General features: G+C 38.4%; 19 protein-coding genes. All 19 read left to right on the top strand.

The genetic code is table 11. The features are described from left to right. Positions 1-50: 50 nt before the first annotated feature. Complete coding sequence (gene tuf / locus HF876_RS07115; protein WP_169359370.1) at positions 51-1,238, top strand: elongation factor Tu; 1,188 nt, start codon at positions 51-53, stop codon at positions 1,236-1,238. A 90-nt stretch (positions 1,239-1,328) separates the two neighbouring features. Further along, complete coding sequence (locus HF876_RS07110) at positions 1,329-2,018, top strand: response regulator transcription factor (RefSeq protein WP_169359369.1); 690 nt, start codon at positions 1,329-1,331, stop codon at positions 2,016-2,018. After that, on the top strand, positions 2,015-3,046 hold the full coding sequence (locus HF876_RS07105; protein ID WP_169359368.1) for a sensor histidine kinase: 1,032 nt from the start codon (positions 2,015-2,017) through the stop codon (positions 3,044-3,046). Before HF876_RS07110 ends, HF876_RS07105 begins: the two co-directional genes overlap by 4 nt. Positions 3,047-3,144: 98 nt before the next feature. Further along, positions 3,145-3,906: an ABC transporter ATP-binding protein gene (locus tag HF876_RS07100; protein WP_169359367.1), complete on the top strand. Its 762-nt coding sequence runs from the start codon at positions 3,145-3,147 to the stop codon at positions 3,904-3,906. Beyond that, on the top strand, positions 3,896-5,875 hold the full coding sequence (locus HF876_RS07095; RefSeq protein ID WP_169359366.1) for an ABC transporter permease: 1,980 nt from the start codon (positions 3,896-3,898) through the stop codon (positions 5,873-5,875). The genes HF876_RS07100 and HF876_RS07095 overlap by 11 nt, the downstream gene beginning before the upstream one ends. A 175-nt stretch (positions 5,876-6,050) precedes the next feature. Continuing rightward, positions 6,051-7,367 (top strand): Na+/H+ antiporter family protein, encoded by a 1,317-nt coding sequence (locus HF876_RS07090; RefSeq protein WP_169359365.1) that lies wholly within the window; start codon positions 6,051-6,053, stop codon positions 7,365-7,367. 366 nt (positions 7,368-7,733) lie between these two features. Then, complete coding sequence (rpsJ, locus tag HF876_RS07085) at positions 7,734-8,042, top strand: 30S ribosomal protein S10 (protein WP_042478628.1); 309 nt, start codon at positions 7,734-7,736, stop codon at positions 8,040-8,042. A gap of 45 nt (positions 8,043-8,087) precedes the next feature. Next, a complete protein-coding gene (gene rplC / locus HF876_RS07080) occupies positions 8,088-8,717 on the top strand; it encodes a 50S ribosomal protein L3 (protein WP_144540976.1) in 630 nt (209 codons plus the stop codon). Between the two features lie 26 nt (positions 8,718-8,743). Beyond that, positions 8,744-9,367, top strand: a complete 624-nt coding sequence (gene rplD / locus HF876_RS07075; RefSeq protein ID WP_169359364.1) for a 50S ribosomal protein L4 — start codon at positions 8,744-8,746, stop codon at positions 9,365-9,367. Continuing rightward, complete coding sequence (rplW, locus tag HF876_RS07070) at positions 9,367-9,651, top strand: 50S ribosomal protein L23 (protein WP_169359363.1); 285 nt, start codon at positions 9,367-9,369, stop codon at positions 9,649-9,651. The genes rplD and rplW overlap by 1 nt, the downstream gene beginning before the upstream one ends. A 41-nt stretch (positions 9,652-9,692) precedes the next feature. Next, entirely contained in the window at positions 9,693-10,523 is an 831-nt protein-coding gene (gene rplB, locus HF876_RS07065; RefSeq protein ID WP_169359362.1) for a 50S ribosomal protein L2, read from the top strand. Between the two features lie 60 nt (positions 10,524-10,583). After that, positions 10,584-10,862, top strand: a complete 279-nt coding sequence (gene rpsS / locus HF876_RS07060; RefSeq protein ID WP_090567829.1) for a 30S ribosomal protein S19 — start codon at positions 10,584-10,586, stop codon at positions 10,860-10,862. A 20-nt stretch (positions 10,863-10,882) separates the two neighbouring features. Next, positions 10,883-11,227 carry a 50S ribosomal protein L22 gene (rplV, locus tag HF876_RS07055; protein WP_144540983.1) on the top strand — a complete coding sequence of 115 codons (345 nt, stop codon included), beginning with the start codon at positions 10,883-10,885 and terminating at the stop codon, positions 11,225-11,227. 3 nt (positions 11,228-11,230) lie between these two features. Then, positions 11,231-11,887 carry a 30S ribosomal protein S3 gene (gene rpsC, locus HF876_RS07050; RefSeq protein ID WP_169359361.1) on the top strand — a complete coding sequence of 219 codons (657 nt, stop codon included), beginning with the start codon at positions 11,231-11,233 and terminating at the stop codon, positions 11,885-11,887. A gap of 1 nt (position 11,888) precedes the next feature. Further along, positions 11,889-12,323 carry a 50S ribosomal protein L16 gene (rplP, locus tag HF876_RS07045; protein ID WP_144540987.1) on the top strand — a complete coding sequence of 145 codons (435 nt, stop codon included), beginning with the start codon at positions 11,889-11,891 and terminating at the stop codon, positions 12,321-12,323. Continuing rightward, positions 12,313-12,513 (top strand): 50S ribosomal protein L29, encoded by a 201-nt coding sequence (gene rpmC / locus HF876_RS07040; protein WP_053591325.1) that lies wholly within the window; start codon positions 12,313-12,315, stop codon positions 12,511-12,513. Before rplP ends, rpmC begins: the two co-directional genes overlap by 11 nt. An 18-nt stretch (positions 12,514-12,531) precedes the next feature. Next, the gene (gene rpsQ / locus HF876_RS07035) at positions 12,532-12,795 is read left to right on the top strand and encodes a 30S ribosomal protein S17 (RefSeq protein ID WP_169359360.1); all 264 of its coding nucleotides are present in this window, start codon (positions 12,532-12,534) and stop codon (positions 12,793-12,795) included. 43 nt (positions 12,796-12,838) lie between these two features. After that, positions 12,839-13,207, top strand: a complete 369-nt coding sequence (rplN, locus tag HF876_RS07030; RefSeq protein ID WP_053591327.1) for a 50S ribosomal protein L14 — start codon at positions 12,839-12,841, stop codon at positions 13,205-13,207. 36 nt (positions 13,208-13,243) lie between these two features. Further along, entirely contained in the window at positions 13,244-13,552 is a 309-nt protein-coding gene (gene rplX, locus HF876_RS07025) for a 50S ribosomal protein L24 (RefSeq protein WP_169359359.1), read from the top strand. The last annotated feature ends 17 nt before the right edge of the window (positions 13,553-13,569 follow it).

The raw sequence follows: 13,569 nt of genomic DNA, 5'->3' as shown, positions 1-13,569 counted from the left end.
CTATCTTTTATCATAAAAAAAACTAACAATTACTGAGGAGGATTTCTCTAATGGCTAAAGAAAAATTTGACCGTTCCAAAACACATGCTAACGTTGGTACAATCGGACACGTTGACCATGGTAAAACAACTTTAACTGCTGCAATCGCTACAGTTCTTTCTAAAAAAATGGGTGGAGTAGCGAAATCTTACGCTGACATCGATAACGCTCCTGAAGAAAAAGAGCGCGGAATTACAATCAACACTTCTCACGTTGAATATGAAACTGACACTCGTCACTACGCTCACGTAGACTGCCCAGGGCATGCTGACTATGTTAAAAACATGATCACAGGTGCAGCTCAAATGGACGGCGGGATCTTAGTAGTATCTGCTGCTGATGGCCCAATGCCACAAACTCGTGAACACATTCTTTTATCTAAACAAGTAGGTGTTCCATACCTAGTTGTATTCATGAACAAATGTGACATGGTAGACGACGAAGAATTACTTGAATTAGTTGAAATGGAAGTTCGTGACCTTCTTTCTGAATACGATTTCCCAGGCGACGACATTCCAGTAATCAAAGGTTCTGCTCTTAAAGCTCTTGAAGGAGAGCCAGAATGGGAAGAAAAAATCGTTGAATTAATGGACGCTGTAGATAGCTACATTCCAACACCAGAACGTCAAACTGACAAACCATTCATGATGCCAGTTGAGGATGTATTCTCAATCACTGGTCGTGGTACAGTTGCTACTGGACGTGTTGAGCGTGGACAAGTTAAAATCGGTGACGTTGTAGACATCATCGGTATTTCTGAAGAAGCGAAATCAACTACTGTAACAGGTGTTGAAATGTTCCGTAAACTTCTTGACTATGCAGAAGCTGGCGACAACATTGGTGCTCTTCTTCGTGGGGTTTCTCGTGAAGAGATCCAACGTGGTCAAGTATTAGCTAAACCAGGTTCAATTACACCACACACAGACTTCAAAGCTGAAGTTTATGTTCTTTCTAAAGAAGAGGGTGGACGTCATACTCCATTCTTCTCAAACTACCGTCCTCAGTTCTACTTCCGTACAACTGACGTAACAGGTGTTTGTAACTTACCAGAAGGCGTAGAAATGGTTATGCCTGGAGATAACATCGAAATGACTGTTTCTCTAATCTCTCCAATCGCTATCGAAGAAGGTACTAAATTCTCTATCCGTGAGGGTGGACGTACTGTAGGCGCTGGTGTAGTTGCTACTATCACTAAGTAATCTTATTTAAACTGTTAAAACCATCTCGTGACGACGAGATGGTTTTTTTTATGTGTATAATTGTGTACACTGGGTTTAGGAGGTAATTATATGCGAAAAATTATGCTAATAGAAGATGATGTTTCTATATTTAATTTATTAAAGGAAAAATTTCATCTATGGTCATTTGAAGTTATAGGCCCTACTGATTTTCAACAAGTACTTCCTAGTTTTTTAGAACAGAAACCCGAGTTAGTTATGATAGATATACAGCTGCCAGCATATGATGGTTTCCATTGGTGCCGAGAAATTCGAAGACATTCTAAAGTACCTATTATATTTCTTTCCTCACGAGATCACCCAATGGATATGGTCATGGCCATGCAGATGGGGGCGGATGACTTTGTTCAAAAGCCTTTCAATATGGAGGTTTTATTAGCAAAGGTTCAAGCTATTTTAAGAAGAACGTATGATTATGGAGAGGAACAGTCAGATATCGTTCATTGGAATGGTGCAATTATTGATTACTCTAGAAGTACAATTTCCAAAGAGGAACAAGAGGCTGAACTTACAAAGAATGAGTTATTTATCCTTAGAGTATTAGTCCAATCTGTAGATAAAATAGTATCGAGAGATGAACTCATGAGAAAGCTATGGGACGATGAAAAGTTTGTAAATGATAATACTCTTTCTGTAAATGTTAATAGATTGCGGTTAAAGTTAGAACAAATTGGATTAGATGAGGTTATTGTAACGAAGAAGGGATTAGGCTATCTAGCTGTTACTAAGGAGGAGCTATGAGGTTACTGTTATATTATATTAGAGAGCGAATTGCCTGGATTTTATTTTTTGGCTTTTTCCAGCTTTGGCTCAATATTCTCCTGACGGTTGACGTTGCCTTTACCAATACTTCGATTGTGTACTTGAATGGTACCAACCTACTTTTATTTTTAGTATTCTTTTTATGGCGATACTTTAGGGAAACAAAGTTTATAAAAAGTATTTTAAAGATTAATCAGGGTGACCCGACTTTCGATGAGCTTATAGCAAGACTACCAGAAGGACAATCACTTTTTGATAAAATGATTATAGAAGAGGTAGAAGTACTAATTTTAACCGGAAAACAAGAACTGAATGATTCCAATACCAGTTCTCTTGAAGAGAAGGATCAAACTCTTTCCTGGATACATGAGATGAAGACACCGCTAACCAGTATGAAACTAATGATAGACAATGTAGAAGATCCAACACTTAAGAAGCAATTAGAAGTAGAATGGCTTCGACTGCATATGCTCTTAGATCAACAGCTTCATAAAACACGACTTCCTTCAATTGAAAAGGATAATGTAATCGAGGAAGTAACTATACAAAGAGTAGTATTTCAGGAAATTAAAGAGTTGATGCCATGGTGTATACAACGAAATATAGGGTTTGAGGTTAGCGACTTGGAAAACGTCATACTAACAGATCAGAAATGGCTAGCGTTTATTCTAAGGCAGCTAATATCGAATGCAGTGAAATATAGTAATGAAAATAGTGAAATTCGAATTTTTACTTCTACAGATGATTTAGGCCACCTAATCCTTTCTATTCAAGATGAAGGAGTAGGAATCGCGCAATCGGATTTGCCAAGAATTTTTGAAAAGTCTTTTACTGGTAGGGTTGGCCGAGAGAGTGCTGCTTCAACTGGAATGGGTCTATACTTAGCAAAGAATTCCGCTGAAAAGCTAGGGATCAGGATCAACGTTGTTTCTGATATCGGTCAGGGTTCTACCTTCTCCTTACACTTTCCACTACAAAATGAGATGCAACAAATACTAGGTAGGTGACGAAAATGTCATCTACTTTCTTTGATTGTCACCTAAAACGAACGATTTTACTTAAATTAATGGGTAAAATGAAGTTAATAAAAGGTAGGAGGTAGACCATGGTAATTTTAAGAGGTCGCAAGATTAAAAAAGTATTTGGTAAAAAATCTAATACTCAGGAAGTATTAAAGGATATTGACATAGAAGTTCGAGAAGGAGAGTTTGTTGGAATTATGGGACCTTCGGGTTCAGGGAAAACAACGCTATTAAATGTCTTAGCTTCCATTGATAAAGTTACATCTGGATTAATCGAGATTAACAATAATAATCTTCAAAAAATGAAAGAACAGAAGCTTTCCAAATTTAGAAGAGAACAGTTAGGTTTTATCTTTCAGGATTATAATTTGTTGGATACACTAACAGTTAAAGAAAATATTTACCTACCATTATCTGTAGGAAAATCCTCTAAGAGCGAGGGGGAGGAAAAGATAAGGGAGATTACAACTCTGTTAGGAATTGAAGATATTCTAAACAAATATCCTAATGAGATATCTGGTGGACAAAAGCAACGAACATCGGCGGCAAGAGCACTAGTTGGTAATCCTTCAATTGTATTTGCAGACGAGCCCACTGGAGCTTTAGATTCTAAATCGGCTACGGCGTTGTTAAGTAATCTAGAAAAAATAAACAAAGAAAAGAAAGTTACGATTATGATGGTAACGCATGATTCTGTAGCTGCGAGCTTTTGTACACGTGTTCTATTTCTAAAGGACGGTCAAATATACTCGGAGTTGTATAAAGGTGATAAGGATCGCAAGCAATTTTTCCAAGAGATCATGAATACCCAAGGTGTATTAAGTGGTGATGGCTATGACGCTTAATCAATTAGTTCTAAGAAGTATGAGGAAAAATATAAAGAGTTATTATCTTTATGTCTTTGCTTTAGTCTTCAGTGTTTCATTATATTATTCCTTTGTCACATTACAGTATAATCCCGCAATCGTTAATGAAATCGGGACTGGAAGATCAGCAGCTGCATTAGAAACAGCTTCCTATTTATTATTATTTATTGTAACTTTCTTTGTACTCTATGCTAATAAGCTTTTTATGAACAGACGGAGCAAGGAAATAGGCTTGTACCAGCTAGTCGGAATGTCCAAGAGCCTAGTGGCTAGACTAATAGCAATAGAGAACATTATTCTCTGGTTCAGTGCGATTGTCATTGGTGTATTAGTAGGTTTACTTTCCTCCAGAATATTTGTCATGATTCTCTTAAAAATAGTAGAAAAGGATGCATTTGTCGAGCTCACATTTTCTATAGAAGCACTAATGACTACTGTAGTTGTTTTCTCCGTACTATTATTGATAGTTATTCTACAAACTGCAATAAGAATCAAAAGAGTAACTCTGCTAGCTCTCATTACAACTACTGCAGTCGCAGACGAGCGAGTCAAAAAGTTTAATGCCTTTCAGATGTTTTTAGGATTTATAGGGTTGATTTCTATAGGATATGGCTATTATTTATCGACGACACTATTAGATTTGGATAACTTACCATCTGCTAATGTACTGTTATTCAAAATGGTTTCTATCCTTGCTTTAACGATTGGCGGAACCTATTTTGTATTTCGATTCTCGGTAGCATTAATCTTAAATTTTGTAAGAAAAAGTAAAAAAGGTTTACTGTCTATTCAAGATGTATTGTCTTTATCCACAATCATGCACCGAATGAAGGCTAATGCCATGTCTCTGACTACTATTACAGTATTGTCAGCGACTACGCTAGCAATATTAACATTAACCTATATCTCTTACTATTCCACAGATTCAGTAGCAAAAGAGGCAGTACCTTATGATTATATAATGTATGAGGATACTGGCTTCGAATTGGTCGAGGAATTTGATAAAGAAGGTATTCAATATACCAGGTATGATATAGATTTACTAGAGGTTCCAGCAGATGTTCGCCCATTATTAGTCAAGGAGTCTGCATTAAATAAAAATTTATCCACCGAGCTAGGTATACAAGTTGTAAGCCTTAATGCGATTCAAAATAAGCTTCCTAATATTCAATTACAAGAAGGGGAAGGCTATATACTGGGTTATGATAGTTTGAGTGCAGAAAACATAAGAATAGAATCACAAAAACCTATCCAGTTCAATACTTCTACAGGAAAAGAGGAAATATTTATTAAAGAAGCGATGGAAGATCGGTTAGTACCGGATTATCATAATTATGGTTTATTTACAGTTGTAGTGTCCGATTCTTTTTTTCAAAAGCTACTTAATGACCCTCTTACTGTGAATCAAAAAATAGTTGGTATGGATTTGAAGGAAGAAAATCAATTAATAAAGGCGCAAGAAGTGTTTGAAGCCAATAAAGTGTCAGTTGAAATACCTATTCCAGGTAATGACCGAGCAACAAACACAATCAGTGTAGAATCTCAGGAAGATTATCGTATAAAGATGTTAGACTCACTTGGAATGACTATTTTTATAAGTGGATTTTTAGGCTTAGCGTTTTTAATAGCTACGGGTAGTATTCTGTACTTCAAGCAAATGTCTGAGGCAGATGAAGAGAAAGGTACCTATAAAGTTTTACGAAAAATGGGCTTCACTACTAATGAAATTATGAGTGGAATCCGACGTAAACAGCTGTTCAACTTCGGCTTTCCATTAATCATAGGGTTAGCACACAGTTATTTTGCAGTAAAATCGGGGTGGATTTTATTTGGCACCGAGTTGGTAGCTCCCTTATTGATCACGATGGGTATATATATTGTTCTATACTCCATCTTTGCAATTCTTTCTGCAGGGTACTATCGAAAAGTAGTCAAAGCTGCTTTATAAGAAAAAGCTTGATTTCCAATTGGAGGTCAGGCTTTTTTTTATATAGAAGCTAGTGGGCTACTGTAAAATGCTTGGATGTTAACTATTGGCATAGTATATTCTATTGACATTATAGAAAAAAGAATATAAACTTCTATCATATTAGCAATCTAGTGTGTGAAAGTGAGTGTGTAAAATGAATGCAGTACTAATGGCAGTTACAGTTATGTTAGTTCTGAGTCTACTTCGTATAAATGTAGTATTCTCATTGATTATAGGTGCATTGGTAGGAGGCCTCACAGCAGGCTTATCGGTCGCAGAAACGATAGAAGCGTTTACGGGCGGATTAGGTGCTGGAGCTACAATAGCGCTTAGCTACGGGCTTTTAGGAGGCTTTGCGGTGGCTATCTCCAAGACAGGAATACCAGAGCTATTAGTAGCAGCTATTCTTAAGCTTGTAAGAAGAGAAGGGGATTCCCAGAAGACTGGTCTAGCTAAGACATTAATATTCTTGTTATTACTGATGATGGCTATATTCTCGCAAAATTTAATCCCGATTCATATCGCATTTATCCCATTATTAGTTCCGCCAATTTTGAAAGTATTAAATATGCTTCAGATTGACCGTAGATTGATTGCAACTATTTTAGCGTTTGGATTGATTACACCATACATGTTGCTGCCATATGGTTTCGGTGCAATCTACCAAGAGATCGTAGCTACTCAGATGGGTTTATCTGGTCTAGCAATCAATTTAAATGATATTCCTCAAGCAATGGTAATACCAGCCCTAGGAATGGTGGCAGGACTAGTTATGGCGTTTGTATTATATAGAAAGCCAAGACAATACAAACAACAGGAAGTGGATGTAGAAGAATTACAACTGAACGTTAAAGTTAGTAGTGTGATTTTCACTATCATTTCCTTGATTGCTGCCTTGTATGTCCAAATTGCGACTGATTCAATGATAGCTGGGGCTTTAGCTGGTATCACAGTGCTGTATATTACAGGAGCGTTAAAATGGAAGGAAGCGGACCTACTATTAACAGAAGGTATGAGAATGATGGCCTTTGTAGGTTTTGTAATGATTACGGCAAATGGGTTTGCTGCAGTTATTAGTTCAACGGGACACATAGAAAGTCTAGTAGAGACATCTGCACAACTTTTAGAAGGAAACGTAAGCTTGGCTGTTTTAATAATGCTAGTAATTGGTTTAATCGTAACTTTAGGGATTGGTTCTTCTTTTGCTACGATTCCAATTATTGCAGCTATCTTTGTTCCTTTGGCATTAGAGCTGGGGTTAAGTCCTTTAGCCACTATAGCTCTAATAGGAACAGCTGGTGCACTAGGAGATGCTGGATCGCCAGCATCCGACTCCACGCTTGGACCAACTGCTGGGTTAAATGTTGACGGACAGCATAATCACATATGGGATACAGTAGTGCCTACATTTATTTGCTATAATATCCCACTAATCATTTTTAGCTGGTTTGGAATTGTATATATACTATAGAAGAGAGAGCTCCTAAGTGAGCTCTTTTTCTTTTGATGAGAAGAAGTATCAAACTCTTTATAGATGACACTCGTGGACAGGGATTTCTACCATTCATTTCATTTGTATTTTTAGTGATAATTTTATATACTAGAAAACGGCTAAAAAATGTATTGTTTAAATGAATATATATAAAGTTGAAGCATATAAAAAGAATTTGAGAAAAAGACTTGCATATTCTATTTTTATTGGATATAATGTTGAATGTTGGTCTTTGACTGCGATGAAACGAGAGGTTACCGACACACCCGGCCGCTTTGCCATGGCGAGTGTACGGAAAATTTTCGTGGAGAATGTCTAGAAAATAGGCGAAAAGGAGGGAAAATAATGGCAAAACAAAAAATTCGTATTCGTTTAAAAGCGTATGATCACAGAATCCTGGATCAATCTGCTGAGAAAATTGTAGAAACTGCTAAACGTTCAGGTGCAAGTGTATCGGGTCCGATTCCACTTCCGACTGAAAGATCTGTGTATACGATTCTTCGTGCTGTTCATAAGTATAAAGATTCTCGTGAGCAATTCGAAATGCGTACGCATAAACGTCTTATCGATATCGTTAACCCAACACCACAAACTGTTGATGCGTTAATGAAGCTTGACTTACCATCTGGCGTTGATATAGAAATCAAACTTTAATGGTAAAAGATAAAAAACAACAAATTATTATAGGAGGTGTGACGGATGACCAAAGGAATCTTAGGTAGAAAAATCGGTATGACGCAAGTATTTGCTGAGAACGGTGACTTAATCCCTGTAACAGTTATTGAAGCTACTCCAAACGTAGTACTTCAAAAGAAAACTGCTGAGACAGACGGATACGAAGCAATTCAGTTAGGTTTTGAAGATAAGCGCGAAAAGCTTTCTAACAAACCTGCTAAAGGACACGTAGCCAAAGCTAGCACCGCTCCTAAGCGCTTCATCCGCGAATTCCGCGGCTTGGATACAGCTAATTACGAGGTTGGTCAAGAAGTCAACGTAGAAAGTTTTGCAGAAGGCGATGTAATTGATGTAACAGGTATTACTAAAGGTAAAGGTTTCCAAGGTGTTATTAAACGCCACGGACAATCTCGTGGACCAATGGCCCATGGATCTCGTTACCACCGTCGTCCAGGTTCAATGGGGCCAGTTGCTCCGAACCGTGTATTCAAACAAAAGAAATTACCTGGTCAAATGGGTGGGCACACAGTAACAATCCAAAACTTACAAATCGTAAGAGTGGATGCTGAACGTAACCTACTATTAGTAAAAGGTAATGTTCCTGGTTCTCGTAAATCACTAGTAGTTGTTAAGGCTGCTATTAAATCGAAATAATTCTCTGAAGAAAGGAGGAAACAGGAATGACAAAGGTGTCTTTATTCAATCAAGCAGGATCTTCTGTTGGTGAAATCGAGTTAAACGATAAAGTTTTCGGAATTGAACCAAACGAATCTGTGCTATTTGAAGCTATCATTTCTCAACGTGCTTCACTACGTCAAGGTAATCATAAAGTGAAAAATCGTTCTGAAGTAGCTGGTGGTGGTCGTAAACCATGGAAGCAAAAAGGAACAGGTCGTGCTCGTCAAGGTTCGATCCGCTCTCCACAATGGCGTGGTGGTGGTACTGTATTCGGTCCAGTTCCACGTAGCTATAGCTATAAATTACCTAAGAAAGTACGTCGTCTAGCTCTTCTATCAGCTCTTTCATCTAAAGTGCGTGAAGAAAGCATCGTAGTACTTGAAGGTTTAGCATTTGATGCTCCAAAAACAAAAGAATTCGTGAAAGTGTTAACTAACCTTTCAATCAATAAAAAAGCGTTAGTAGTAACTGCTGATTTAGATGAAAACGTAGCATTAGCTGCTCGTAACATCCCTGGAATCACAGTTGTGTCTGCAACAGGCATTAACGTTTTAGATTTAGTTGGTCACGATAAATTAGTGATGACTAAAGCTGCAGTAGAAAAAGTAGAGGAGGTGCTTGGATAATGGAAGCACGTGATATTATTAAACGTCCGGTCATTACCGAGCGTTCTTCTGAAGTAATGGCAGATAAAAAGTACACTTTCGAAGTGGACACTCGCGCTAACAAAACTCAAGTTAAATATGCAGTAGAAGAAATCTTTGGAGTAGATGTTGAAAAAGTTAACATCATGAACTACAAAGGTAAATTCAAACGCGTAGGTAAATTTGGTGGGTTTACTAACAAACGTCGTAAAGCGATTGTTACATTAACTCAAGACAGCAAAGAAATCGAGTTATTCGAAATTTAATCCTTATATAAGGAATTAATAATCAAGAAGGAGGGAATAAAATGGCGATTAGAAAGTATAAACCAACGACAAACGGACGTCGTAACATGACTTCACTTGATTACGCTGAAATCACAACGAACAAGCCTGAGAAATCACTACTTGCTCCTGTTAAGCGTAAAGGCGGCCGTAACAATCAAGGTAAAATTACTGTTCGTCATCATGGTGGTGGACACAAACGCCAATACCGCGTAATTGATTTCAAACGAAACAAAGACGGTATTCCAGCACGTGTTGCTACTATTGAATATGATCCAAACCGTTCTGCAAACATCGCATTAGTAAATTATGCTGATGGGGAAAAACGCTATATCCTAGCTCCTAAAGGCTTAGAAGTGGGAATGACAATCGTGTCAGGACCAGAAGCTGATATTAAAGCAGGTAATGCACTTCCATTGCAAAACATCCCAATGGGTACTACTATCCATAATATCGAAATGAAACCTGGTAAAGGTGGTCAGTTAGTTCGTTCTGCTGGTACATCTGCTCAATTATTAGGTAAAGAAGGTAAGTACGTTATCGTACGTTTACAATCTGGTGAAGTACGTTTAATCCTAGGAGTTTGCCGCGCTACTATCGGTGAAGTAGGAAACGAACAACACGAACTTGTAAACATCGGTAAAGCAGGTCGTAATCGTTGGTTAGGTAAACGCCCAACTGTACGTGGATCTGTAATGAACCCGAACGACCATCCACATGGTGGTGGTGAAGGACGTACTCCAATCGGACGTAAGTCTCCAATGTCTCCATGGGGTAAACCAACTCTTGGATACAAAACTCGTAGCAAGAAAAACAAATCCGACAAACTTATCATTCGTCGTCGTAAAAAATAAAGTGGTTTTACTACGGTTCAAAGAACGAGCCGTGGTGCAATCACGGAGGGAGGTTTCAGCATGGGTCGTAGCTTGAAAAAAGGACCTTTCGCAGACGATCATTTATTGAAAAAGGTCGATGCACAAAAGGATTCTGAGAAAAAACAAGTGATTAAGACTTGGTCTCGCCGTTCAACAATTTTCCCAACTTTTATCGGGTTAACTATCGCTGTATATGACGGACGTAAACATGTTCCTGTATACGTGACTGAGGATATGGTAGGTCATAAACTAGGCGAGTTTGCACCAACACGCGCTTATAAAAGTCATGGTGCAGATGATAAGAAAACAAGACGCTAATTTGAGAGGAGGTCATTCAAATGTCACAAGCAAAAGCTATTGCTAAAACAGTGCGCATTGCTCCTCGTAAGGTAAGATTAGTCGTTGATTTAATCAGAGGTAAGCAAGTTGGCGAGGCAGTTGCAATTTTACAACTTACACCAAAAGCAGCATCACCTGTTGTTGAGAAAGTTTTAAAATCTGCTATTGCGAACGCAGAGCACAATTATGATTTAGATATTAACAACCTAGTTGTTTCTGAAGTATTTGTTGATGAAGGTCCAACACTAAAACGTTTCCGTCCACGTGCGATGGGTCGTGCAAGTGCTATCAACAAACGTACAAGCCACATTACGGTAGTGGTATCTGAGAAGAAGGAGGGATAATTCGTGGGTCAAAAAGTTCATCCAATAGGATTGCGAGTTGGGATCATTCGTGACTGGGAGTCAAGATGGTACGCTGGCAAAGACTATGCAAACTTACTTCATGAAGATTTAAAAATTCGTAAGTACATTGAAACTCGTTTAAAAGATGCTTCTGTTTCTACAGTAGAAATCGAGCGTGCTGCTAAACGTGTAAACATTACAATTCACACTGCGAAACCAGGAATGGTAATCGGTAAAGGTGGTACTGAAGTCGAAGCACTTCGTAAACACTTAAACGATATCACTGGCAAGCGTGTACACATCAACATCGTAGAAATTAAAAGAGCTGACCTTGATGCTAAATTAGTAGCAGAAAGTATCGCACGTCAATTAGAAGGCCGCGTATCTTTCCGTCGTGCTCAAAAACAAGCAATTCAACGCACAATGCGTTCTGGCGCTAAAGGTATTAAAACTCAAGTATCTGGACGCTTAGGCGGAGCAGACATCGCGCGTGCTGAACATTACAGCGAAGGAACTGTACCACTTCATACACTACGTGCAGATATTGATTATGCACATGCTGAAGCTGACACAACTTATGGTAAGTTAGGCGTTAAAGTATGGATCTATCGTGGTGAAGTCCTTCCAGTTAAGAAGAACTCTGAGGAAGGAGGCAAATAATATGTTAATGCCTAAACGCGTTAAATATCGTCGCGAACACCGTGGGAAAATGCGTGGTGAAGCAAAAGGCGGTAAAGAAATAGCTTTCGGTGAATTTGGTTTACAAGCAACTGAAGCTAGCTGGATTACAAGTCGTCAAATTGAATCAGCTCGTATTGCTATGACACGTTACATGAAACGTGGCGGTAAAGTATGGATTAAAATATTCCCGCATAAACCTTATACGAAAAAGCCTCTTGAGGTTCGTATGGGATCCGGTAAAGGTGCTCCTGAAGGTTGGGTAGCAGTCGTTAAACCAGGGAAAATTATGTTTGAAATTGCTGGCGTATCTGAAGAGGTAGCTCGCGAAGCATTGCGCTTAGCGTCTCATAAGCTTCCTATTAAGTGTAAAATAGTTAAACGTCAAGAAATTGGTGGTGAATCTAATGAAAGCTAATGACATCCGTGAACTTACTACTGCAGAAATAGAACAAAAGGTAAAATCACTGAAAGAAGAGCTTTTCAACCTTCGCTTCCAATTGGCGACTGGTCAATTAGAAAACACAGCTCGCATTCGTGAAGTTCGTAAAGCGATTGCACGTATGAAAACTGTAATTCGCGAAAGAGAAATCAGTGCAAACAACTGATAAAGGAGGTTTTCAGGCATGACTGAGCGTAATCAACGCAAAGTATACACTGGCCGTGTAGTTTCTGACAAAATGGATAAAACAATCACTGTTTTAGTTGAAACACATAAAAAACATAAATTATACGGTAAACGTGTTAAATATTCTAAGAAATTTAAGGCTCATGATGAGCAAAACGTAGCCCAAATCGGCGATATCGTCCGTATTATGGAAACTCGTCCGCTATCAGCTACAAAACGTTTCCGTTTATTGGAAGTTGTAGAAAAAGCGGTTATTATCTAATAATAAATTCGGAACTACTAATTTCCGGAGGGAGGTAACCTAAGTGATCCAACAAGAAACTCGTATGAAAGTTGCAGACAACTCAGGTGCACGTGAAGTTTTAACAATAAAAGTACTTGGTGGTACTGGACGTAAAACTGCTAATATCGGCGATATCGTCGTATGTACAGTTAAGAAAGCAACACCAGGTGGCGTTGTCAAGAAGGGTGACGTAGTTAAAGCTGTTATCGTTCGCACTAAAAGCGGCGTACGCCGTAAAGACGGAACTTATATCAAATTTGATGAAAACGCGTGCGTTATTATCAAAGACGATAAAGGACCGCGTGGAACTCGTATTTTCGGACCTGTTGCGCGTGAACTACGTGACAGCAACTTCATGAAAATCGTATCTTTAGCTCCAGAAGTTCTTTAATTATCATGAAAGTGCCAATCAAGGAGGTGCGACAGAATGCATGTTAAAAAAGGCGACAAAGTAATGGTGATCTCAGGTAAAGACAAAGGGAAAACAGGTGTTATCCTAACTGCTTACCCGAAGAAAGACCGTGTTTTAGTTGAAGGTGTAAACATCATCAAAAAACACATTAAGCCCAACCAAGCTAATCCGCAAGGAGGAATTGTAAGCCAAGAGGCTGCAATTCACGTATCGAATGTAATGTTAATCGACCCTAAAACTGGCGAGCCGACTCGCGTAGGTTATAAAGTAGAAGATGGCAAAAAAGTTCGTGTTGCGAAAAAATCTGGTGAAATTATTAAATAAGTAAAGAGAAAGGAGGT

The organism is Psychrobacillus sp. BL-248-WT-3 (genome assembly GCF_012843435.1).
Lineage (GTDB): Bacteria > Bacillota > Bacilli > Bacillales_A > Planococcaceae > Psychrobacillus.
Note: the sequence above shows the minus strand (reverse complement) of the source record. Positions and strands in the feature narration are given on the sequence as shown.